Source organism: Leptolyngbya sp. PL-A3 (genome assembly GCF_039962325.1).
In the GTDB taxonomy this organism is placed as follows: Bacteria; Cyanobacteriota; Cyanobacteriia; order Elainellales; family Elainellaceae; genus Vacuolonema.
This window is the reverse complement of record NZ_JAMPLB010000053.1, coordinates 16,914-39,225: the sequence shown is the minus strand read 5'-3', so window position 1 is coordinate 39,225 and position 22,312 is coordinate 16,914. Positions and strand designations below refer to the sequence as shown.

Genomic DNA, 22,312 nt, shown 5'->3' with positions numbered 1-22,312 from the left:
TGGTGTTTTGCCCGCTTCGCGGGCAAAACACCAACATCCTGGGTAAATTCTTATGCAGAAACCTCCTTAGTCATTGCTTTGATTGTGCTTGTACGATAACCACATTTCAGATGAAAGCGATCGCTCTCTTCAGAATAATGTCGATCCCATCTATTTCGGAGGCACAAGCACAGATGAAATTACTGCCTGGCTTATTCTTTATATTGACTGGATTGTTGTCATGCTTCTGATAGTGCAAGCACGTCCATCCCGTGCACAGTTACCAGTTCCTCCTTTAAGTAGTTGGCAGATTGTTGATCTAACACAGTCCCTAAACCCTGATATTCCGCTCTGGCCCGGTGATCCGACCATTGAAATTCAACCCTGGGCTTCTTATCAAGAGGATGGCTACTTCATCAACCGTATTGCGATAGGTGAGCACAGCGGTACCCATTGGGGAACGCCAAACACTTTCATCGAAGGAGCAACCAGTGCGGAGCAAGTTTCTATTCAGAAATTGGTTGTCTCAGCCATTGTGATGGATATTCGTCAGCAGTCCGCCCAAGATCCAGACTATCGGCTTTCCCGTAGCGATATTGCCCATCGCGGGTGGTTCAGGAAGCCCAGCACGGGTGTTGGCATTGCTTCCCCCATGTAAGGTCAGTCATTTATGTTGTTGAAAGAGGACTCCATACTGTAAACAGCATCAATCTAATGGCTGGCTACACAGCCTAAATGCAATCTTACACATCCGTTGAAAAGGGCAAATATGACACTGCACGCTTCTATGGAATATCCACGGCTACCAATTCCGCCAGCCATCATGGTTTCGGAAGCGCAATCGTTCGCTCAATACACCATTCGAGAACGATTGCCAGCAATTATCAAACAGGCGATCGCCGACAACTCGTTTTCGCAATCTGCCCTCGCCAACCTCCAATCATTAGCCGCAGAACTGCCGAATGGAGCAATTCGGCCCATTCAAGCCGATGGAGGGCCTGATGTTGCTGCCTGGTCAACCTATGTAGAGCCATTCGAGGGTAATTCCTGGCTCAATACTCCCTTCTACTTTGCAGAAGCTTATTTTTATCGGCGTATTCTAGAAGCCATTTCCTATTTTCAAGCTCAACCCGGCCAAGCTATTGACCCCTTTGCGATACAAAAGCATGCGAGCCTCGCAACAGCAATGGCGGCGATCCGATCGATCGCGCCCACCACACAGCCTTCAACCTCACCGGCTAATCATGGCTGGCAACCCATCGATCTGATTCGCTTCCTATCTTTGGCACTCTGGGGTAATCGAGTTGATCTCAGTCTCTGGTCGGCCACTGAAACCAGTCGTGTGCGTACCGAAGTCGAGCAGGATGAGGCAAATATCCTGGTAAATCACAGCCACCTTATAACTGACTATCTAAGCCAGATACGCTCTGCACGGATGGACTTTGTTGTGGATAATGGAGGATTTGAATTAGCCTGCGATCTGCTTCTGGTGGACTTTCTGCTATCAACTCACATTGCTGAAACAGTTCATTTACATCTCAAACCTTATCCAATCTTTGTCTCCGATGCCATGATCGGAGACGTTCACCACACCTTAGCCGTGTTGGCAGCAGACCAGGATGAGGGAGTGCGATCGCTGGCTGCTCGTCTACAGGGTTTTATCAGGAGCGATCGCCTCTCCTTACAGGATCACTTCTTTTGGGTTGCCCCTCTGCCCTTTTGGGAAATGCCATCTGGACTTAAGCAAGAGTTGGCTCAGTCTAACCTGGTATTTGTGAAAGGAGATGCAAATTATCGAAGGTTATTGGGAGATTGTCACTGGGCGTTAACAACACCGTTTGAAGAGGTTGTTAATTACTTTCCGGCTCCCCTGGCTGCCTTGCGAACCATAAAATCTGAGGCGATGACAGGATTACGCTCAGAACAGGCTGAACAGTTAACCCGTGATGATCCCACATGGCTTATTAATGGCCAGTGGGGTATTATTCATTTCGTCAATAAAGCTAAGACTGTATTTTAAGAATTTGGATGATTAAATGCATACTGAATATCATTGGTGGATTTTTGCATTGCTATCTGCAATCTTCGCTGCACTCACCACTATTTCTGCCAAAATTGGTGTTGAATCTGTAAATTCCAATTTAGCAACAGCTCTTCGTACCATTGTGATTTTGGTCATTGCTTGGGGAATTGTTGGGATAGAAGGACAGTTCAAATCTGTATTTCAAATTGCTCCTAAAACGCTATTTTTTCTGGCCCTATCAGGAGTGACTACAGGGTTATCCTGGCTCTGCTACTTCAGGGCGCTACAAATGGCTCCAGCATCCTGGGTTGCTCCGTTAGATAAATCGAGCTTAGTGTTTGTTATCCTATTTGCAGCCTTACTTCTGAAAGAACCATTAACTTTAAAGGCTATTCTAGGCACAATTTTCATGTTGGCAGGCATACTAATTTTGGTTGTTTAGCCTGCTTCATGTAGAGAGATACATCTCATCCATCGAAACTTCTATACCTGTTGCCATTCTTGTTAGGAGATTTCCAGTAATGAAATTACCCCCAGAATGTTGGTGCTTTGCCCGCTTCGCGGGCAAAGCACCAACATTCTGGGTAAATTCTTATGCAGAAACCTCCTTAGAACAGAAAGAGTGAGGCGGCGTACTGCGCCGCCTCACTCTTTCTGTTCTAACAAGAATGGCTAGGAGTATATAACACGAAGAACTAATATCAAATCCGTTTGAAGAAGCATAACATGCTTCTTCAAACGGAGATCATACCATCTGTCAAAATTGGCGTGGTGAAATACTAGGTTGCTTCTATTGGTGGAATCCTGACTAGTAAACGCGATCGCAAATCTCCTGGCATTTTTGGAGGCTTCACATATCCATCTGCACTGTTTATGTAAAGCTCACTGAATTGCTGTAACTCAGACACACTTTGAGAATAGTTCAGGTCCACAAAATGATATGTGTATTTACCGGGGCAAACAAAGGTGATAGAACAGGGGCGATCGCATGTCCATAAACACCCGACAGATTGAACATCCAACTCAGAGGAATGCAATTCCTGTAGCTGCCGAAGTAACAAAACACCCTCTGTAATGGTGTCATCTTCAACATCATCATGGGCGATTGTCGCACTACAGGATTTACAAACAAACAGCGTATGTTTTGTCATGCTTAAGCGCGCTCCACGAGGTATTTGAATAAGTCATCAATCACCAAATTCGCGGCGATCGGGCCACTACCAATCCAATAATTGGGAACTCGATAGACCTTACCCTGTTTCACCGCCTTGAGCTGCTGCCAGAGAGGATCGGCGGATAGCTCATTCAACTTTTGATCAGCCTGGTGTTTTGCCTCAGGGGTGTTTTCTCCTGTCCAGACAAACATGACATCACCATCTGCCTGGTGTAAAACTTCACGGCTGATGGACACCTGGATGGGATTATCGAACAATTGAGAAGCTTTATCAGCCGCGATCGCCTGAGCCTCAGGGCGGGGCAAGCCAGCATCCTGTAATACCTTGCCGCAGAAGGAATCCTGGAGATACAGGTTGATGTAATCCGGGTAGACCCGAACGACGGAAACTTGAGTTTGAGAAAGGCGATCGCCCATCTGTTGCTGTAATTCAGCCAATCGGGCATCATAATCGGCCATGACTTGTTCTGCTGCTTCCGTTTTTCCCAGCATTTGGGCCACGGTCATAAAGACTTCTTTCCATTGACCGCTGTGCTCAGATTTAAACAGAAGTGTGGGAGCGATCTGAGAAGCTTGTGAATAAACTTTCTGGTAATAGTCTCCGCCAACGATGAGATCGGGCTGTAGGGCTAAGGCTTTTTCCAGGCTGGGCTCTCCCGTTGCTCCAAGGTCTTCAACACCTGTCCAATCCTGTTGTAAGCGAGTTGCGAATCCATCTGAGATGGGCGCCCCAACCGGTTTGATTCCCAACGCGGTTAGAAATTCCAGCGTGACGGAATCCAGGGCAACAATGCGTGTGGGCTGGAGCGGGACACAAGTTTCGCCTGCGGCATGGCGTACCATGCGGCAATCCGAAGGAGTTGTGGATGAAGTAGAGGAAGAATTTTGGCAGGCTGTGATGAGGGCGATCGCCATCACCATGAGTAAACCAAAACGAAGATAACGGAAGAGCCGACGCACAATTACAACCTCAATTTAGAATGTGACAGAAAACGATCCGATCACGGTAAAGGGTTCACCGGGTGTATTGGCCTCTCGGTAGCCCTCGCTATAGCGGATGTAGTCTATATCGAATAGGTTCTGGAAGTTGAGGGCAACACGCCAGTTATCCCGGCGATAGAACAAGGCTGCATCCGTCCGAACATAGCTGGGAAGCTGATAGGTATTCTCGAAGTCGCCTTCTCGTTCTCCAACGTAGAACAGCCCTAAACCAAAGCCTAACCCTTGCAAGTTACCCGATTGAATCTCATAGGTGCTCCAGAAACTAGCATTGTTGCGGGGAACGTTATCAGGACGGCTCCCTTCCAGGTAAAAGTTATCTTCTGTCACTTCTGCATCTGTGTGAGCATAGGATGCAATAACATTCCATCCGGGAGTAATTTCACCCGAAACATCTAACTCAATACCCCGGCTGCGAATTTCACCAACGGCAAGGGAGAAGTCAGGATTATCGGGATCAGGACCCTCCACATTCTGCTTCGTGATCTCGTAGGCTGCTAAGTTGGCAATCAGACGACCGTCGAAAAATTCACCCCGCACGCCTACTTCAAATTGCTCACTAATTTCTGGTTCCAGGAAAGAGCCTTCGACAGTTTGTGCAAAGGTATTGGGGTTAAACGACTGGCTGTAGCTGGTGTAAAGGGAAATCTCCTGGCTGGGCTGATAGACGATCCCGATGCGAGGAGTAAATCGCTCCACGGTATCTCCGGTTTCGGTATTCGCAAGGCTATTGACCGATTCAAAGTCAACAATGTCGAATCGTCCCCCTGCCAGGATTTGCAGATTATCCGTCAGGGCTATCTGATCTTGTAGATAAAACCCAATATTGTCCTGCCGGGAGGTGTTATTCCGTACTACCAGGGTCATATCATCCAGGTCAGGACGGGAAATCGGATCACCTTCTTCTGTGAAGATGTCGATGAAAAAGCTGGGATCGCCTGGTAGACGACGCTGTCCTCCCTGACGCGTGCTGCGGTTCCAATCTACCCCCGCTAATAGAGTATGCTCCACACTGCCGGTATTAAATTCCCCGACGACATTAGTTTGAAAGGAGTAAAACTCCGAATAGTCATCGTTAGACCGCCAGCGACGATCTAGAGTACCATCGTCCTCAATTGTCCAGCTATCCAAACGAAAGTCGAAGGTGTCGATGGAGAGGTAGCGAAACTCGTTACGGACTTGCCAGTTATCGTTGAATTCGTGGGTGAGACTGTAGCTGGCACTAAATTCTTCCGTTTCTGCAACGGCATCCGGATCTTGGAAGAGGCGATCGTAGGGAACATCGGCGACTTCATCGCCGATCGCGGGAATTCCTCGGTCAAAGGGGCGATCCTGATTGATGTAGCTCACATTGAAGTCGAGGGAGGTGCGATCGCTCAAATTCAACGTTAGCGATGGAGCCAGAACAAAGCGTTCGAGATCCTGGTCATAGTCGCGGTATCCATCCTCGGTTGCATACAACGTATTCAGGCGATATAGAATGCGGCCATTCGCGTCTAACGGCCCTGTCAGATCGATGCTGGGTCGCAGCAAACCGAAGCTGCCAATTGCGCCTTCCAGCGTGTATTCCGCCACCGACAGAGGCCGTTCGGTAATCACATTCACTACCCCACCCGGCTCGATGTTGCCGTAGAGGACTGAGGCTGGCCCTTTTAACACTTCCAGGCGTTCAATCAGCTCAAAATCCGAAATCCCTGATGAACTGGAGGAGCCACGCCGGAAACCGTTTTCCAGAAATACATCTGTCTGAAAACCGCGAATGTTAATGCGGTCAAGGCTACCACCAAAGCTGTCGTCGGTATTGACCCCACTGACGTTGCGTAGGGCTTCACTAATACTATCCGCCTGCTGGTCTTCGAGAACCTGTTGGGGAACTACCTGAATGGATTGAGGAATGTCTCGCAGAGGAGTATTGGTACGGGTTGCGGTGGAGGCATCATCGGTAACGTAACCAGTTTCTTCTCCCAGAGCTGTGATCTGGATAGCATCTTCGTTGGTTGCGATCGCCGCTCCCCCATCCGGCACCACACTCAACACCAGATTGGATGCCTCAACACTAACCTCGGCTCCGGGAGGTGTGTTTTCTCCGGTAATTGCAATGCGAATGCGATCGCCTGGCAGCCCGCTGACACTCACCAATGCAATTCCTTCAGCTGGATTGCTAACGATAAAGGGATCACCCTCGGGTACATCCAGCACCGCACCGGAAATATCTCCAATTAGGGCATTGCCAACGACGCTGAAGACAGGAGCAGCCAGCGATTCTGCGCCCTCCAGCACCACCCGCAGGCCACCTTCTGTCGCTGTAACCCGAACCCCGGGTACGGTTACAACAGGCATCTGTGCTAGTTGTGTCTGCCATTCGCCCAGGGTTGTTGCAGGCTGTTCCAAACCGTTGAGTGTCGGTGCATCCGTCACAACTTCATTCGCCCACACAGCGGGAGGCAGAAAAACAGACACAAAACCGAGGGCGATCGCCCAACTATGCCATTGCTTCATCATCACACCACACATTAATTACTCACCCTTTGCAGCTCTTACGCCAGGCGCTCTGCGCCTTCATCCCCTGAACGCTGCTTTAAAGCTTGTTTTTGTGTGCGAGGTGCACAAAGAATTTTCAACCAGCTTTAAGGAACGTTGGGAGATCAGAACTGGATTCGTTACTGCAAATTATTCTCAAGAATTAGCTTAGCGGTTGGTGGTGTTTGATTAGAGATGGAATTGACTGCTGGACGGAATAGTTTGAACACTACGCGGAATTTTTATAACTACGATAATCCTTTGGATTGATGCCAAACTTTTTGCGAAACGCATTAGCAAAGTAGCTGCGGTTTGCAAATCCAACGGAACGTGCGACTTCTGAAATATTGCAATCCCTACTTTCCAGGAGTTGGCGGGCCTGCTCCAAACGATAATCGTGGAGCAGACCAAAGGCGGTAGTGCCGAACACTTGACGGAATCCTCGCTTCAGGGTGCAGTCATTGAGCCCTACCTGGCGAGCTAATTCCAGCAAAGATGGAGGATCTCCCAACTGTTGCAACAAAATATCGCGAGCTTGATAAATCCGCTCTACATCCTCAGGCTTGAGCCTTGGACGGGATGCTGGGCGAGGCTGATCCTGGGCGGCTTCCTCCACCAGTAATGCCATTAACTCCCAAACTTTGCTTTCCAAATACATCCGTTTCGTTAATCCCCGATACGGGCATTGGAGAATATGCTGAGCTGCTATTTGCATTGCAGCCGTTATCATCCCGAAATGGGTGTAATATTGCTGATCGGCATCTCGAAGCAATGCCTTTAAAGGTGACGAGGATAACTCAGAACCATGTCCCCAAAATGATTGAAAGACATCTAGATCAATGTGAACATTGATAGCCAGAGTGGATTTGGCTGCAAGGATTTCTGTTGTCTCCTTTGGTGCAAAACCGCTGCCAAATAGCTCGTATCGTCCACTTTTTATGCCTGAATGATTGGATCGTTGTGTAGTTTCCAGTAATAGTATGAACTCTAAAGGATGTGGCCGTTCTGGTAATTGCAGGATACAGCCTGTGTGGAGGCAGTAGTTGGAGATTACTAAACTCATTCCCTCACGCAACTCAATCTCCCGCCAATTACCTTTTCCCAGGACTGCTGGGTAGCTGTAAATTGTATCGAAGGTGTCGGGTTGGGATATAGGCTGATGCTCGGTTTCTTCCTCAAAAAGATCCCAGAAGGCTTTTGAAGTAAGGGTTATAGTCATGGCAGAGTATGTCAGTAGCGCTTGAAAGACTAATTGAACAAATTTTCAATATTCTGATTTCTTGTAATCCCTGCGACTCGCCCACAGACAGCCACGGAGCGACCTCAGAAAACTGACTAGAACGTGTTTTAGAAGATTTTTCGTGCGTAAGGTGCGCAAAAACTTCCAGGTAGCTTTAAAATACGCTCTAATATTTACCAGAATTTCTATAACCTGCTTCCAGTTTGTTCGAGGAGATTCTGTAACCTTATCCCGCACTCAACAGGTCATTATGGATACCAGCAGCAAGATAGCTAAACAGTAGCTATCATTCGTGTGATAAAGCATTTCAATTGATACACATTAACCCAATCATTTTTACAACCATTGGGATCGCCTCTTTACCTATATCCTCAAGCCGAACTAATGCCTTATCATTTGGCTCACAGGAATGCACAGAGGTGTCCCTGATACTGGATCTTGAATGATTCGGCTATCCAGCCCAAACACATCCCGCACGGTTGTTTCTGTCATCACATCCACAGGTGTTCCCTGGGCATAGATGTGGCCGTCGCGCATAGCGACCATAAAATCGGCGTAACGGCATGCCTGATTGAGTTCGTGCAACACCATTACAACGGTGCAATTGCGGCTCTGGTTGAGGGCATACAGCAGATCTAGCACTTCAATTTGATGGGCTAGATCTAGAAATGTTGTGGGTTCATCCAGCAGCAAGATGTCAGTGTTTTGGGCCAGAGTCATGGCAATCCAAGCCCTTTGTCGTTGCCCGCCCGATAGAGTATCGAGGGGACGCTCTGCCAGATCCAACAACCCAGTGGTTTCTAAAGCGGCTTCCACATGCTTCTCGTCTTCCTGAGACCACTGTTGCAACCAGCTCTGATGGGGATAGCGTCCCTGAGCTACCAGTTCCCGCACCGTCAATCCTTCGGGGGCAACCGGGCCTTGAGGTAAAATCGCCATTCTCTGAGCAATTTTACGAGTGGGAAGTTGGGCGATCGCCTTTCCATCCAAATATACTGTCCCCTTCTCGGGCTTTAGCAACCGTGACAGCCCTCGCAACAGCGTTGATTTTCCGCATCCATTGGCTCCTACCAGGGCCGTAATCTGCCCCTGAGGAATGTCCAGGTTGAGGTTTTGAACAATACGCCTGTCATCATAGGCCAGGGTTAGCTGCTGTGCTATCAAGGTCGATTGGGTTTGGACATTCGTGAGTGGGGATGTCATGATGTTTTGCGATTGCGATAGAGCAGGTAGAGGAAGTAGGGAGCACCTACAGCAGCCGTGATCAAACCGCAGGGGAGTTCGATGGGAGCAAAGAGCGATCGCCCTAAAAAGTCGGCCAGAAGCACAATCAAGCCACCCATAAGAGCCGCTGTAGGAATCAAACCTTGATGGGATGCACCGACCAGTTGCCGGGATAAATGGGGCGCCATTAATCCCACAAAACCAACAGCCCCGGCAGTTGCCACACTCGCCCCTGCTAGAGCTACACAGGACACCAAGAGCAGCACACGCTGCCGCTCTACGGCACTCCCTAACCCACGCGCTACATCATCCCCTAAATGTAACGTGTTCAACTCACGGGCACCGACCAGGGATAACGGAATAAATACAATGAGCCAGGGCAAAAATGCCTGAATGTGATCCCAGTTGCGACCATAAACGCTACCTGCTAACCATATCAGAGCTTGACTCACATCATTAATGTCCCCGAAAGTAATCAACAGGCTGGTTAACGCTAACGCGACCTCTCCGATACCAATTCCCACCAAGATTAATCGCATGGGGGAACTACCCCCATCCCATGCCAATACATAGATTAGGAATGCAGAAATGCAGGCTCCAAGAAATGCAACTAGGGGTAACCAGGCAATGGGAATGGATGGAAATAGAACAATTAACGACACAGCCGCAAGACTCGCTCCAGCATCCACTCCCACGATTTCAGGAGCCGCCAGGGGATTGCGGGTTAGACCCTGGAGAATAGTTCCGGCAATCGCCAGCCCCATTCCCACCAAAAACGCCGCTACAATGCGTGGTAATCGCAACATGTAGATGACGAATCCATAGTTGCTGTTGGTATTTAAACCAAAGAAGGTTTTCACCACATCCACAGGGGGAATCGGAAACTCGCCGTAGCTAGCACTGAAGATAGCTGTGATCAGGGCGATCGCTCCCAACACCAACAACACAAAAGGAACCCGTCGATCGACTCGGAAGGACAACGGTAAAGATTGGGGCCTAATTGTCAGCCAGCTTTTAACCATTAGAACGAGCAAGATAGATAAAGAAGGGTGCCCCCACCAAAGCGGTCATGATTCCCACAGGTAGTTCTTGTGGACGGATGATCAGACGCGCAACCAGATCAGAGAAGGAAAGCAAAATAGCGCCCCAAATGGCGGCATAGGGCAAAATCCAGCGATAATCCACCCCAACCCAAAATCGCACCACATGGGGGACAATCAAGCCCACAAAACCGATGGGCCCTGCCAGGGCTACAGAACTTCCAGCCAGAAGGACAATGGCGATCGCCACCAATCCCCGAGTCCATCCCGTCCGCAGCCCCAAACTTCGTGCCACGTCCTCCCCCAGGGCCAGCGTTGTCATCGGCTTGCCCAGACTAAAGGCCAGCAACAGACCAACTACCACATAGGGCAATACATTTCCTAAAATGTCCAAGTTTCTTCCGGCCACCGAACCCGCCAACCAGAACCGCACCTCATCCAAGGTGCGTTGGTTGAGAATGAGTAAACCTGTGGTGAGAGCTGCAAGCAGATAGCTCATCACGGAACCTGCCAACACCAACTTCAACGGGCTGGCCCCTTGCCGCCCTATAGAACCGAGGGTATAGACAGCGATCGCCGTCAGTGCCGCTCCCCCAAAGGCAACCCAGGTGTAGACCTGCATGGATGCATTGCCAAAAAGAAATGTAGTCCCCACTACCGCCAGAGAGGCCCCCGAACTGATTCCTAGAATTGTGGGATCAGCCAGGGCATTGCGGCTGAGACCCTGCATCAACGCTCCCGCTACCGCCAGAGCTGCACCAACGGCTGCGGCAATCAAAACCCTGGGGAGGCGTACGGTTTGGATGATCAAATGCTCTGTCGAGCCATCGAAGGTGATGAGCGATCGCCATACGGTGATCGGATTAATATCGGCAGCCCCTAAGGTCAGATTGAGCAGGAGACAAACCATAAGAACGGCTATGCCAAGCCCTACCCCCAGCCAGCGCAATGGGATCCGGGATGCAGAGTTTGAATCAGTCGGCAAGGATGTTCGAGTCATAGTTACTGGGCTGGGGCCGCTGAACGTTGGGTCGCTATTCCTACCTGCGCTCCTTCCACCGTTCTCAGAGCATCCATCACGGCGATGACCTGGCCATGCTCTACTTTGGTATCTGCATTAATGACCACCAACGCTGTTGTCTGAGTACCCATCAGTGTTTGAATTTGAGACGCCAACTCATTCAGGGCAACCGTCCGGCGATTGAGAGAAATTTGCCCTGATTCATTGATGGTGATAGCAATTTTGCTTTGCTGTTGGGATTGTGCCGTAGATGCCTTTGGCAAGTTAACCGGCAACCCTTCAGAACGACTTAGGAACAACGATGCCATGATAAAAAACGTCAAAATGGCAAAGATGACGTCAATCATCGGCACAATATTGATCTGCGGAGTTTCTTCAAATTCGTCTGGGATATTCATGCCTTACTCCACCGTTGCAAGAGCTGCTTGAAATCCTTCGTGGCGGCCCATATGTAGGACTTCTAGCTGCGTACCATATTCCCGCAGGGCAGCAATTTGCCGCCGATAAAACCCACGAAAGACATTGGCAAAGAACAAGGTAAATACAGCCACAACCAATCCTGCCGCCGTCGAGACCAGGGCTTCACTGATCCCTCCCGTCACCTGCATCGCACTCTCAGAACCGACGCTACCCAGGTTTAGTGACGCAAAGGAGCGAATCAAACCCAACACGGTGCCCAGTAATCCCAACAAAGGAGCCGTTGTTGTAATCGTGTCAAAAATGGTGTTAAACCGCCGTAGTAGGGGTAATTCGGCCTGGGTGGCACCTTCCAGGGTCAATTGAAAGGCGTGGGGAGGGAAATGTTCCACTTCCATGGCTTCCAAGAAAATGCGGGCTACAGGCAAATCAATATTTTGCTTCAGTTTCAGCAGGGCAGCCTGGAAGTCGTGGGGGTAGGTCCGCAGCACATCTCGCACGATGCGCCGTTGGCGGCGATTAATGCGCGTCCAAAAAACGAGTCGCTCTACAATCAGGGCGATCGCTACCACAGAAAACCCCAGTAGGGGCCACATGACAACTCCCCCCGCCCAGAACAGGTCAATAATCAGCATTTCGATTCTCGCTAAAATTCAGGCGAATCAACGGTTGAGAGAGATAAGGCTTTTGGATTATTGCAAACTCTTCTCAAGAAAAGAGAGTAGTAGGTGGTGGAACTGATGTCAATCCTTATAGAAAGAATTGATTTTTGATGCCCTCTTCAAAGGGGCTATCTGGTTTCAAGTACCTTTGGCGATGCCTTTGAAAAGCTGCGAATTTTTAGGTTTTTAATTGACAGTGAAACCTTTGAACTTTAGGATAAACAGGTTAGTTGGAACTATTCTCAATAAGCATCTTACAAATTAGGTGGGGCGCATGACGTTCTCAAGCACGGTTGCCCAGCAACGGGAGAAGCAGACCGTTACCCTCAAACGGTTTATCACCTATAGCTTGGCGGGATCGCTAACCATTCATGGATTAGGGTTGTTTCTTAAGGTGGCCCGGCCAGTGGTCAGCGATGAAATAATTCAGGAAGAAATTGCCATCGTGGTGACAGAACCGCCTGTGGAATCTCTTGCTGAAGAAACGGCGATCGCTCCTACTCCTGATTCAGGCTCTCCTGGAGGAGCGGCGCCCCAACCAGGGGCAGCTGCTGCGGCTACCGTTGTTGAGGCCCCGACGAGAACCGCACCAACTGAGGAGATCGCCGTAGAAGAGCCTGTTGCAGAACCAGAAGTAAGCCCATCACCTACGGCAGAAGTTCCTATCGAAGAAGTTGCTGAAGCTGTCGAAGAGACAACACCCGACGAGCCAGTTGAAGAAGTTGCTGAAGCTGTCGAAGAGACAACACCCGACGAGCCAGTTGAAGAAGCTGAAACCCCTGCTCCCCCTCCCCGTAATTTGCGTGACTTGCTCAACGATTTGCGGCAGGCACAGCAGTCCTCTGCACAGACAGCAAATTCCTCTGCGGTAGACACAAATGCTAATCGAGGACCTCGAGGCTTTAACCCTAGCGATTTTGCCCGTCCTGGCACTACAGAAGGTGTGACAACGGCAACGGGGCCAACGTCATCGGGGACGGGGATAGGCACGGGTACAGGTACAGGTACAGGTACGGGTGTAGGTACAGGTACAGGTACAGGTACAGGTACGGGTGCAGGTACAGGTACAGGCTCAGGCTTAGGTGAGCCTAGAGAGGAAAATAATGAGCGTCCTTCCTCGGGCTCCCGTGAAATTACTTGTCGGGGCTGTGACTTCGATTACCCAGACGCAGCCGACGGTGCTGAAGGACAAGCACAGGTTATTGTGGAAACCGACGAACAGGGACGAGTCGTGTCCGTAACTCTGTCTCGCTCCACGGGTAATGCGGCCTTAGATCGCGCGGCATTACAACAGGCCCGTGAGCGGGTTCGTTTAAACAACGCTCGGGCTGGCGAAAGCTATCCCCTGGAGATTGACTTTGTGCAACCCAACTCGGATGCAGCACGCCGGGCCAGGGAACGGGGCGATCGCCGCAGCATCACTGTGGCTGAACCCACGGTTGCAGAATCCCCCTCACCATCGCGTAGTCCCTCAGTCCAGGCAGAGCGTTCTGCCCCAGAAGAAGTTCAACCCACATCCGAACCTTCGGTAGCGCCATCCCCAACAGGTGCAACTCCCAGTCCAGAGCGGGAAGCAGTAGAGCGTCCTTCAGAAACGACAACCGAATCAACTACACCAGTAGCAGAACCTTCTCCTGATAACAACGCGCCCCCGGCTGAGCCAAGCCAATCCCGTCCTTCTCCCAGACCCGACACCTCTCCCACACCTACATCCAGACCTACCCGGCCTGCAAGACCATCTCCTGCGGTCGATCGTTCTCCTGCCTCTGCCCCCACAACCGAGCGCCCTGATACTTCTCCAAGAAACCGCCCGGCCTCAGAGCCTGCTCGCCCTACTGCACCAAGGAACCGCCCAGCCTCGGAGCCCGCTCGCCCTGCTGCACCACAGCCTACAAGACCATCTCCTCCTAGGTTCAACCGTTCTCCTGCACCCGCAACTACGCGCCCTGATACTCCTCGGAGAAGCCGTCCGGCCCCGGAACCGGCTCGCCCCGCTGCACCACCTCGATCTGAAAATGTAGCCCCGCCGCGAGAAAACACACCTGAGCCTCCAAGCAATACGGCTGAACCATGAACTGGATGATTCACGAGTATTGATAATTCCTCATGAGATAGGTAGTAAGGAGATTTCTGAGAAACAATATCCCCATTATTTGGGAAAAAGGCGCGGCGAAGCCGCGCCTTTTTCCCAAATAATGGGGAAGTTCTTATCTGGAAATCTCCTAAGTTTACGGCCCTACATCTAATAACCTGTAATTCTTTTTGTGAGAGGGGTGACAAATCCACCGCTCTCACAAAGAACTACAGGTTGTTTTATTTGTGATCTTTGGTGAACAGACCCTTGCTATAGGTGTGGTTTCCTTTTCATCGTGGATAGGTGAGTAATCTCGCGATCGCTTCAGTATTATGTTGCTGCAGCCTAACACAACTTCTTAAGCAGAACCTTAATTTGATAGGCAATAGAGCGCACCAATCATAAATAGATAAATAGATAATAAGTAGTTCAACTTACTTAGAACTTATGCAAGTTCACTATATTTCATGCATTCTTGTTATATGTGCTTTGCTTTGCACACAACGCACAACAAGAGTACCTACTTACGTTTCTGCATATTGAGTTTTATCAGTATCCAATGAAACCGCTTTAAAGGCTTTTCGAGGAACTAAGGGTTCCTCGAAAAGGTTGACCGATTATTAACGATTAACGGTAGACATATCTGAATAGCGATCGCCTGCCGTAACTCCCTTCGGTGCTACTGCATTAATGCGCTCTAAATCATCTGCTGTCAATACAATTCCTGTGGCAGCCACATTCTCCTCCAAATACTGACGACGTTTCGTCCCAGGGATGGGAACAATATCATTTCCCTGCGCCATAAGCCATGCCAATGCTAGTTGGCTAGAAGTAGCGCCCTTTTCCTGAGCGATCGCCTTCACCTGTTCTACCAATTGCAGATTCTTGTAAAAATTCTCTCCTTGAAAGCGCGGTGAATTGCGACGGTAGTCGTCAGCCGCCAAGTCCTCTGGTTTTGTGATAGCTCCCGAAAGAAATCCTCGTCCTAAGGGACTGTAAGGCACAAACCCGATACCTAACTCACGCACCGTTGGCAGAATTTCATCCTCTGGATCGCGGCTCCACAGGGAATACTCCGTCTGCAGCGCACTGATGGGATGCACAGCATGAGCTCGCCGGATAGTTGCTGGAGCCGCTTCCGAAAGCCCCAGATAGCGAACTTTGCCCTGTTGTACGAGTTCAGCCATCTCTCCCACTGTTTCCTCAATTGGTACTGTTGGGTCAACGCGATGTTGATAATAAAGGTCAATCGTCTCAACACCCAGGCGTTTTAGCGATGCATCACAAGCTTGCCGTACATACTCGGGCCTGCCATTAATTCCACCCCAACCACCATCCTCTGTTCGCACATTGCCAAACTTCGTAGCGAGAATGACCTGCTCTCGCCGATCTTTTATGGCTTTTCCCACCAGTTGCTCATTAGTGAAAGGCCCGTACATGTCAGCCGTATCGAGAAAGGTTACACCCAGGTCAAGGGCATGGTGAAGCGTGGCGATCGCTTCCTCTTCATCACGACCACTATAAAATTCAGACATTCCCATACACCCCAGACCCAATTCCGAAACTGTTAATCCCTGGTTTCCTAATGCACGCTTTTTCATAGTTTGCTCCTTAAATTAGTGTTGGTTTAGTGATTAACGTTGCTCATAAGTGGTGTGGAATAGCGATCGCCCACTACACCACTCTTGGTTACTACATCAACCCGAACTAAATCATCATTGGTCGTTACTTTCGAAGAAGCATGGGTAGCATCAATTTGTTGTTGCTCTTCCAATCCCTTGTAATACTGAATCTTCCAACGAATGGCTTCCAGATTGCGCTCCAGTTCTTGAATATGAGCTTGCACCTGTTGCTCATGGGTTTCCAAAATAGCGCGACGTTCAGCGATCGCCTCCGGTCGCTCTCGGAACAATTGAGTAAACTCTTGCATTTGCCGAATCGACATTCCTGTAGTTCGAAGGCGGGTCAAAAACTCAATCCGAGAAATATCCTCCGCTGAATAACGACGATGTCCACTACTGGCTCGGTTGACAGGCTCCAGTAATCCATTGCGCTCGTAATAACGCAACGTATGAACTGACAACCCGGTCTGCTGCGCAACCTGTTGAATCGTTAGGGTCTGCATGGGATTCACCTTCAAAAGGTTAACCCTACCTTAGAACTTAGAGTGCACTCTAAGTCAAGTAACTTTGTTCAGATCTTGTACCAAACCCTGGAAGTCCTATTTTTCGTGCACGAAGCGCACGAAAAATAGGACTTCCAGGGTTTGGTTTTAGAAAGGTGCAAGATGTCAGTTTACTCGAGTAGTACTGAAATAAGCTGGGATGCTTGCCTAAGCCTGGCTTGGGGGCACGTCGCCCCCCAACCCCCGGCTGGAGAGACGACTGTCCGTTCCCCAGACCCCCCTCGGTAAGGAGACCTTGCATAGGATGCGTTAGATTGCTTCGCTTTGCCGGGGTTTTGAAGCAGATCCCGGTCTTTCTCTGGCCCAGGTTTGGGCTTATGTTAGTGCTATTCAAGTTTACTTGTATCTTGCACCAAAACCGAGAACCGTTATTTCTTCGTCGATTCGCAATGAAGAAATAACGTGTCATAAGCGCAGGAAACTGTTGATGATTAGGAGATAATCTTTGCCTTTATAGGAGCTTGGATCAAGCTTCTTGAGGGCGAGTGGAGGGCGATCGCCCTCCATTCGCTCATATACAGACTAGAGTTTGGACTAATTCTGTCTGCCGTGCAGCGAAACGTGCTCTGTGAGCACGTTTCGCTGCACGGCAGGTTTCGGGTTTCGCTTCGCTGAAAAGCTTGCCTAGTAAGCTTTTCAGTGAAACGAAACCCAATTTAGTCCAAAGTTGAGATACAGAAGAAATTGAGGGTTTCTCAAAATAGAATCATTTTTCTACACAGTTCATATATCTCGAATTATGTCGTTAAGCTGGAGAATACAGCTTTAGACCTGAAGTGACTTTTACCAAGAGTATCAACTCACGATAGTGATACTGATTATTTATAAATGCTGAGGCACTCAAAATGAAGCTTAATGGCAGTAAACAGCGACTCATTACCGCTGCTATTGGTTTTTGGGTGATGAGTAGTGCGATCGCCGGATGTAATACTATCAACCCACGATCCCCCTCTGCAACCACTACACCGACTCCTGTACCGACGGTCAACCCTTCATCCTCAGCAGCGGCCCCATCCTCAAGTGGCATGCCAGAGGTACAGCAATGGACAGCAATTTTGAAAGGCGACTCCGTACAGGGGTTGACCTTCACCATAGATGGAAGCTTGTCGTTTCAGGGTAAGGTTTTGCTTACAGAAATTCCAGTGACCTATGTAAGCGATGGGGATGTGATGTATGCTCAGCGGCTCATTATTTCTGACCCATCTCCATCTGGCAGATTTAACGTAATTAAAGCGTGCGAAGGCACGACGAATGAATCAGGGCTGTGTTGGGCAGTGTTTCTAGTCGATCGCCAATTAGAATCGGCTGAGAAAATCGGCATTGCAAAATATGGTGGTCAAGAATGGGTGCAATGGACTGCAGACGAACGCTACGCTGTGTTTGCAGAATCTACAGAAGGTATTACCTTTTTTGTCGCCCTCGATTTGGAGAGTAGAGAATCGAAGATGTTTGAGCAGACGTCTGCTAGTGCCGATTTGAGTACGTTTCGGTGGATAGATGATCGCGCCTTTGAGGCCAAGATTCTCTGCGATAATCAGGCTCCCTGTACAGCATCACCATTTCGCGGCAACATTACTACCTTATTCGCTCAATAGTCCGTTAATCATCTAACGTCTTATCTTCTGGTTTCTTTATATACGTTATGGCATTCTTACACTTTTAGTCATGGCAGCTATTACAATAGAGAGCCTCGGCTTCTACCAAACAGAGATGGTACTGCATCCAAGAAGTGTGTATTTGGAGGTTCCTTAAGGTTTAATGAATGCTCACTTTTCTGATAATTCTCCATTTGGTACTGAGTGATTATCCAAGTAACAAAGTCTGTTAAGGAAGACGCTATTACAAATTTATTATTTTCATCAGGCCCAAAATTAATAACTTGTCCTCTTACTCCTGCAACGCCAGGGTCTAAATCTATGCCCAAATGATTGCCTGATCCATCATGGGAAAAAGGAATCCATCTAAGGTTAATGTATATGGGTTTGATGGCATCATGTGGGTAAGATTCCCCAGTAATCTTTGTGGCACGGCTTTCCTCATTAAAATCCTCAGCTTCTTTCGCAAAATCCTCAGCAAGACCTTGCCACGTACACCATTCACCGTAAAGTGCATCCGTGCTCAAAAACGGCAATCCCAAAAACAATCCCGGAGCTTCTCCGATTTGACCGTTATGCCGTTTATAAAAAGCTCTAAAGTCTTCTGGTAAGCTGCAGTTTAACCAACGCTCTAATTCATCAAGCTCTTCATCCGAGCATCCAGGGTTGAGATCTGCAAGTACTTCAGGGAAGTGCTGACTTAACCAATGTTCTAAAGTGAACCAAAGTTCATTCATAATTTATCTAATCAGTAGCCCAACCTAATTAAGCATAAGACCCAAAGGGCTGTGCCGCTCGCTTTGTGGATGGCATAGCCCTTTGGGTCTTATGCTAATTGTAACCACTGACTTCCCAATGCATAGCGGGTTATATCATATCGGGTTAAATGCTTATGACAAAAAGTGTCGTGGTGCAAAGCGCCACGACACTTTTTGTCATGAGCATTTAACTTTACTTGTTATTACACCTGCCTGTATAACCTGAGTTTGGTCATGAACGTTTTCGAATGCCGCACAACGCGCAACACTCGAAAACGCTTATCCCTAGCTAAGATTACATAGAATCTAGAAATCTGTATTTCCCACTGCCGTCGGTGTTACTCGACAGCAGAAATACCAGCAGATTCACAGTCATGATCAACCGGGTTACGTGGACTTGCTGAGAACGGTAACTACCTGGATACCTGATAATTTCTTGTGGGTCATAGTACTTATCGTGAGAGGCTGTTTGGAAAATTAATCCTTCGCGGACTTCAAACAGCCTCTGGGATATGTACTATGACATGTTTCAATGTCTGGAAGGGTTGTTCTTTCGTGCGGTTTATAGACGAAAAAATAACCCTTCCAAACCGGCTCTAGTTCTGATAACATCCACCTCCCAACTCGTTATGGGTTTCCATAGTGGGTTGTGAGGCATTACCAGAAGGAACAGGATCAATGATTACCTTGATGGGGTACGCTTCTATGTTGGCCTACAAGCTTGGATATTTCCTTGGAAGTGTTGAGGAACAGGAGGGAACACACTATGTCCTGATCCGCATTGAAGACCGATCCTGTATTGCCTACAAGTCGCTGGATGGAGTTCTCAACTTCCTAGCCGAAAAGAATGAAATCAATAGCTAACAGGAAAAAGCTTATCTATCTTCCAAATTACATCCCTGTCAGTATTGGTTTACTATCCTGAATGCTTTTGGATTTGGCACCCATTTCCTTAGCCTCATTCCATCCGCCCATATAGGCGTCATCATGAGGCAGGCGAGGAAGTGCTTTGAAGTCCAGGTAGTAGTCAACGAATCCAACTGATTTTCGTCGTGCTGGAGATAAAACAATCAGCCACGTCAGGTCTTCCACAAGTCCGTCTCCTACAAAATGTAACAAAGGGACTAAACTCTAAGCACTTGTTAGGGAACAAAAGCCTACGTAGGCTGCGTATACATCTTAAATTGAACTAGGCAATTATACCATCCCCTGATAGGGGGGTTAATGCTAGAGCGATCGCCCCAAAAAGACACGTCTTATGGGTAGGCACAAACCAGAAGATTAGACGCTGTAGCCTTTTATGAAAGGAGACAGCAAATCATTAGGGTATTGTAATCACTCTTAAGGAATAATGTTAAGTTCGTCTATGCAATCCATAGATCTGTGCCTATATGAGGTAAATACTGTTTAAGTCAGTAATCTTTAAGCCATGAACAGCGACGATGACCCGTCTTTTCGTGCTGTATACCCCTCTAAAAGGCTGTTCTATGGAGTGGCTCTCATTAAACTTGCAATTCTGCCAATTGTTGCCATTGCACGTATGCTCTTGCACCCGACCACGTCTCCGGTGATTACTCTGGATGAGTACAATCGCATTCAACCCGAGATGACAATCAGCCAGGTGCAGGCGATCGTTCAGCATCCTGGGGTAGAACTTGAGAAGCGCCATCCAAAGGGCCCAGGCATGGCGAATTTACAGATATATCAGTGGCGAAATGATAGTGGTTCCCATGCTTTAGTTTGGTTTCAGAATGGGGAAGTGGCAGGAAAGGTCAAGGTCAACTTGAAAGAGTGAATAGCTCTTGAAAGGGGTGGATTGCAACAAAACGCAGATGTAAGACTCGGCCGTTCAAAACTGTTGGCGGTTCTGAGTTGTGTTCTTCATTTTTGAGAAGTCGCTCTCCGAGCGGCTTCTCAAAAATGAACTACCCTATTCAAGTTGCATAACCTGAGTTCGGGTTAAGGGCGTTTTCGAGTGCCGCGCAACGCGCGGCACTCGAAAACGCTCATTTTGGCGTGCGCAAAGCGCACGCCAAAATGAGCACTTCAGCTTATCCCGAACTGAGGTTTGCATAAGGCCATAACCCAGATCCGAAAGGATGAGAGATGATGGAGTGAGATTTTATCTGTTGCCGCTTACCAATGTCACGATCGCTCACATTTCTCCTCAAATCCGACTGATAACCAGACATCAGAGTCAATCAGTAGATTTGAGTGAGTGGATTCAAGATGCCCGTTAATCATCCGTCAAAATCTATACAGCGATCGCGTCTGCCGTGGTGTTCGTCTTTTCTGCTCCTGCTTTGCTCGCTCGCCCTCGTATTAACCTTATGGCAAGCTCCAACTGTACGGCATAGCGCCGGAGCCTCGACCGAGCTTCGGGGTGTTTGGATGACCGACATCGGTGCGGCATTGATGTACTACACAACTCGGCTGGATGATGCGATCGCCAATCTTGCCAAGCAGGATCTCAACACCCTCTATCCCTCCGTCTGGAACAGCGGTGCAACCCTGCATCCCAGTGCGATCGTTCAACGTGCCAGTAACACAGATCGACTGTGGCAAAAGCTGCCTCGTCCCGACCCGCTTTCAAGTCTCCTCAGGCAAGCCCATCGACAGCATGTGCGACTAATTCCCTGGTTTGAATATGGGCTGATGATTCCGCCACAGTCTGCGATCGCGATCGCACATCCTGACTGGTTGAGCAGCACTCGGGATGGAAAACAGCAGGATGAGGTGAATGGTCAATCCTGGTTCAATCCTGCTCATCCTGAAGTGCAGCAGTTTCTAACCGATTTAATTGTGGATGTTGCCAAACGTTATCCGATTGATGGCATTCAGCTTGACGATCATTTTGCCATGCCCATTGCCTTTGGCTACGATGCCTATACTGTCAAACGTTACCAGGCTGACCACCAGGGGCAGGCTCCACCCACAGACGCACGCGATGCTGAGTGGGTGGCCTGGCGAGCTGCACATGTGACAGCATTGATGACAAAAATCGCTCAGGCTGTCAGAGCAGTTCGTCCGGATGCCGTTGTCTCGCTCTCCCCCAATCTGCCAGATTTTGCCTATGAAAATTATTTGCAAGACTGGTCTCGCTGGATTGATCTCGGCTTGCTGGATGAAGTTGTGGTGCAAGTCTATCGGTCAGAATCATCCGCATTTGCCAATGAATTATCCAATGCTCGACTGCGCCAAGTGCGATCGCAAATTCCAGTCGCTATTGGAATTTACACAGGTCCGTTCCTTTCCCCCCAATCATTGGAGCAGATTCGCCAACAGGTTGATCACGTGCGTCAATCACAATATGCAGGTGTGTCATTCTTTTGTTGGGAAACAACATTTTGGTGGTTCCGCCATCCGTCTACGAAGGGCGATCGCATTTTCCAGGAATAGGA

At 48.9% G+C, this 22,312-nt stretch carries 21 protein-coding genes; 8 read left to right on the top strand and 13 right to left on the bottom strand.

Translation table 11 applies throughout. The features are described from left to right. The first annotated feature begins 88 nt into the window (after positions 1 to 88). The 3 genes from NDI52_RS26590 to NDI52_RS26580 all read left to right on the top strand — a co-directional run bounded on the left by NDI52_RS26590 (position 89) and on the right by NDI52_RS26580 (position 2,444). A complete protein-coding gene (locus tag NDI52_RS26590; RefSeq protein ID WP_190771125.1) occupies positions 89 to 637 on the top strand; it encodes a cyclase family protein in 549 nt (182 codons plus the stop codon). 111 nt (positions 638 to 748) lie between these two features. Next, complete coding sequence (locus tag NDI52_RS26585; protein ID WP_199307582.1) at positions 749 to 1,999, top strand: damage-control phosphatase ARMT1 family protein; 1,251 nt, start codon at positions 749 to 751, stop codon at positions 1,997 to 1,999. Between the two features lie 16 nt (positions 2,000 to 2,015). Further along, on the top strand, positions 2,016 to 2,444 hold the full coding sequence (locus tag NDI52_RS26580; protein WP_190771126.1) for an EamA family transporter: 429 nt from the start codon (positions 2,016 to 2,018) through the stop codon (positions 2,442 to 2,444). 337 nt (positions 2,445 to 2,781) lie between these two features. Here NDI52_RS26580 and NDI52_RS26575 read toward each other — a convergent pair whose 3' ends face one another. The 9 genes from NDI52_RS26575 to NDI52_RS26535 all read right to left on the bottom strand — a co-directional run bounded on the left by NDI52_RS26575 (position 2,782) and on the right by NDI52_RS26535 (position 12,272). Beyond that, positions 2,782 to 3,153, bottom strand: a complete 372-nt coding sequence (locus NDI52_RS26575; protein ID WP_190773835.1) for a DUF1636 domain-containing protein — start codon at positions 3,151 to 3,153, stop codon at positions 2,782 to 2,784. A 2-nt stretch (positions 3,154 to 3,155) separates the two neighbouring features. Beyond that, positions 3,156 to 4,136 carry an iron-siderophore ABC transporter substrate-binding protein gene (locus NDI52_RS26570; protein ID WP_347279996.1) on the bottom strand — a complete coding sequence of 327 codons (981 nt, stop codon included), beginning with the start codon at positions 4,134 to 4,136 and terminating at the stop codon, positions 3,156 to 3,158. A 15-nt stretch (positions 4,137 to 4,151) separates the two neighbouring features. Continuing rightward, entirely contained in the window at positions 4,152 to 6,677 is a 2,526-nt protein-coding gene (locus tag NDI52_RS26565; RefSeq protein WP_348256583.1) for a TonB-dependent siderophore receptor, read from the bottom strand. 247 nt (positions 6,678 to 6,924) lie between these two features. Beyond that, on the bottom strand, positions 6,925 to 7,914 hold the full coding sequence (locus NDI52_RS26560; protein ID WP_190773836.1) for an AraC family transcriptional regulator: 990 nt from the start codon (positions 7,912 to 7,914) through the stop codon (positions 6,925 to 6,927). Between the two features lie 402 nt (positions 7,915 to 8,316). After that, on the bottom strand, positions 8,317 to 9,138 hold the full coding sequence (locus NDI52_RS26555; RefSeq protein WP_190773837.1) for an ABC transporter ATP-binding protein: 822 nt from the start codon (positions 9,136 to 9,138) through the stop codon (positions 8,317 to 8,319). Then, positions 9,135 to 10,181, bottom strand: coding sequence for an iron ABC transporter permease (locus NDI52_RS26550; protein WP_190773838.1), 1,047 nt, complete (start codon positions 10,179 to 10,181; stop codon positions 9,135 to 9,137). Before NDI52_RS26550 ends, NDI52_RS26555 begins: the two co-directional genes overlap by 4 nt. Then, positions 10,174 to 11,199 (bottom strand): iron ABC transporter permease, encoded by a 1,026-nt coding sequence (locus NDI52_RS26545; RefSeq protein WP_190773839.1) that lies wholly within the window; start codon positions 11,197 to 11,199, stop codon positions 10,174 to 10,176. The genes NDI52_RS26550 and NDI52_RS26545 overlap by 8 nt, the downstream gene beginning before the upstream one ends. A gap of 2 nt (positions 11,200 to 11,201) precedes the next feature. Then, positions 11,202 to 11,618: a biopolymer transporter ExbD gene (locus tag NDI52_RS26540; protein ID WP_190773840.1), complete on the bottom strand. Its 417-nt coding sequence runs from the start codon at positions 11,616 to 11,618 to the stop codon at positions 11,202 to 11,204. A 3-nt stretch (positions 11,619 to 11,621) separates the two neighbouring features. Then, on the bottom strand, positions 11,622 to 12,272 hold the full coding sequence (locus tag NDI52_RS26535) for a MotA/TolQ/ExbB proton channel family protein (protein WP_190773841.1): 651 nt from the start codon (positions 12,270 to 12,272) through the stop codon (positions 11,622 to 11,624). Positions 12,273 to 12,573: 301 nt separating this feature from the next. On the opposite strand from NDI52_RS26535, the gene NDI52_RS26530 reads away from it, so the two are divergent. After that, positions 12,574 to 14,373 carry a TonB family protein gene (locus tag NDI52_RS26530; RefSeq protein WP_348256582.1) on the top strand — a complete coding sequence of 600 codons (1,800 nt, stop codon included), beginning with the start codon at positions 12,574 to 12,576 and terminating at the stop codon, positions 14,371 to 14,373. A gap of 620 nt (positions 14,374 to 14,993) precedes the next feature. Here NDI52_RS26530 and NDI52_RS26525 read toward each other — a convergent pair. Beyond that, complete coding sequence (locus tag NDI52_RS26525; RefSeq protein ID WP_190773843.1) at positions 14,994 to 15,974, bottom strand: aldo/keto reductase; 981 nt, start codon at positions 15,972 to 15,974, stop codon at positions 14,994 to 14,996. 26 nt (positions 15,975 to 16,000) lie between these two features. Next, on the bottom strand, positions 16,001 to 16,498 hold the full coding sequence (locus NDI52_RS26520; protein WP_190773844.1) for a MerR family transcriptional regulator: 498 nt from the start codon (positions 16,496 to 16,498) through the stop codon (positions 16,001 to 16,003). A gap of 905 nt (positions 16,499 to 17,403) precedes the next feature. Between NDI52_RS26520 and NDI52_RS26515 the strand changes: the two genes are divergently transcribed. Further along, complete coding sequence (locus NDI52_RS26515) at positions 17,404 to 18,153, top strand: hypothetical protein (protein ID WP_190773845.1); 750 nt, start codon at positions 17,404 to 17,406, stop codon at positions 18,151 to 18,153. Positions 18,154 to 18,233: 80 nt separating this feature from the next. Here the strand turns inward: NDI52_RS26515 and NDI52_RS26510 are convergent, their stop codons facing one another. Beyond that, entirely contained in the window at positions 18,234 to 18,890 is a 657-nt protein-coding gene (locus tag NDI52_RS26510; RefSeq protein ID WP_190773846.1) for an SMI1/KNR4 family protein, read from the bottom strand. A 699-nt stretch (positions 18,891 to 19,589) separates the two neighbouring features. Between NDI52_RS26510 and NDI52_RS26505 the strand changes: the two genes are divergently transcribed. After that, positions 19,590 to 19,775 (top strand): hypothetical protein, encoded by a 186-nt coding sequence (locus NDI52_RS26505; RefSeq protein WP_190773456.1) that lies wholly within the window; start codon positions 19,590 to 19,592, stop codon positions 19,773 to 19,775. Positions 19,776 to 19,802: 27 nt separating this feature from the next. Here the strand turns inward: NDI52_RS26505 and NDI52_RS26500 are convergent, their stop codons facing one another. Beyond that, entirely contained in the window at positions 19,803 to 20,003 is a 201-nt protein-coding gene (locus NDI52_RS26500; RefSeq protein WP_190773455.1) for a hypothetical protein, read from the bottom strand. A gap of 337 nt (positions 20,004 to 20,340) precedes the next feature. Here NDI52_RS26500 and NDI52_RS26495 point away from each other — a divergent pair, with 337 nt between their 5' ends. Together NDI52_RS26495 and NDI52_RS26490 are read left to right on the top strand one after the other, a co-directional pair. Beyond that, the gene (locus tag NDI52_RS26495; RefSeq protein WP_190773454.1) at positions 20,341 to 20,706 is read left to right on the top strand and encodes a hypothetical protein; all 366 of its coding nucleotides are present in this window, start codon (positions 20,341 to 20,343) and stop codon (positions 20,704 to 20,706) included. A gap of 434 nt (positions 20,707 to 21,140) precedes the next feature. Further along, positions 21,141 to 22,310: a family 10 glycosylhydrolase gene (locus tag NDI52_RS26490; RefSeq protein ID WP_190773453.1), complete on the top strand. Its 1,170-nt coding sequence runs from the start codon at positions 21,141 to 21,143 to the stop codon at positions 22,308 to 22,310. Positions 22,311 to 22,312: the final 2 nt, after the last annotated feature.

Bases quoted from the DNA above. Each gene is read 5' to 3' on its own strand.
- NDI52_RS26575 (WP_190773835.1), bottom strand. From the start codon at position 3,153: ATGACAAAACATACGCTGTTTGTTTGTAAATCCTGTAGTGCGACAATC.
- NDI52_RS26545 (WP_190773839.1), bottom strand. From the start codon at position 11,199: ATGACTCGAACATCCTTGCCGACTGATTCAAACTCTGCATCCCGGATC.
- NDI52_RS26515 (WP_190773845.1), top strand. From the start codon at position 17,404: ATGAAGCTTAATGGCAGTAAACAGCGACTCATTACCGCTGCTATTGGT.
- NDI52_RS26530 (WP_348256582.1), top strand. From the start codon at position 12,574: ATGACGTTCTCAAGCACGGTTGCCCAGCAACGGGAGAAGCAGACCGTT.
- NDI52_RS26555 (WP_190773837.1), bottom strand. From the start codon at position 9,138: ATGACATCCCCACTCACGAATGTCCAAACCCAATCGACCTTGATAGCA.
- NDI52_RS26525 (WP_190773843.1), bottom strand. From the start codon at position 15,974: ATGAAAAAGCGTGCATTAGGAAACCAGGGATTAACAGTTTCGGAATTG.
- NDI52_RS26560 (WP_190773836.1), bottom strand. From the start codon at position 7,914: ATGACTATAACCCTTACTTCAAAAGCCTTCTGGGATCTTTTTGAGGAA.
- NDI52_RS26565 (WP_348256583.1), bottom strand. From the start codon at position 6,677: ATGATGAAGCAATGGCATAGTTGGGCGATCGCCCTCGGTTTTGTGTCT.
- NDI52_RS26495 (WP_190773454.1), top strand. From the start codon at position 20,341: ATGAACAGCGACGATGACCCGTCTTTTCGTGCTGTATACCCCTCTAAA.
- NDI52_RS26535 (WP_190773841.1), bottom strand. From the start codon at position 12,272: ATGCTGATTATTGACCTGTTCTGGGCGGGGGGAGTTGTCATGTGGCCC.
- NDI52_RS26505 (WP_190773456.1), top strand. From the start codon at position 19,590: ATGATTACCTTGATGGGGTACGCTTCTATGTTGGCCTACAAGCTTGGA.
- NDI52_RS26550 (WP_190773838.1), bottom strand. From the start codon at position 10,181: ATGGTTAAAAGCTGGCTGACAATTAGGCCCCAATCTTTACCGTTGTCC.
- NDI52_RS26540 (WP_190773840.1), bottom strand. From the start codon at position 11,618: ATGAATATCCCAGACGAATTTGAAGAAACTCCGCAGATCAATATTGTG.
- NDI52_RS26520 (WP_190773844.1), bottom strand. From the start codon at position 16,498: ATGCAGACCCTAACGATTCAACAGGTTGCGCAGCAGACCGGGTTGTCA.
- NDI52_RS26490 (WP_190773453.1), top strand. From the start codon at position 21,141: ATGCCCGTTAATCATCCGTCAAAATCTATACAGCGATCGCGTCTGCCG.
- NDI52_RS26580 (WP_190771126.1), top strand. From the start codon at position 2,016: ATGCATACTGAATATCATTGGTGGATTTTTGCATTGCTATCTGCAATC.
- NDI52_RS26510 (WP_190773846.1), bottom strand. From the start codon at position 18,890: ATGAATGAACTTTGGTTCACTTTAGAACATTGGTTAAGTCAGCACTTC.
- NDI52_RS26585 (WP_199307582.1), top strand. From the start codon at position 749: ATGACACTGCACGCTTCTATGGAATATCCACGGCTACCAATTCCGCCA.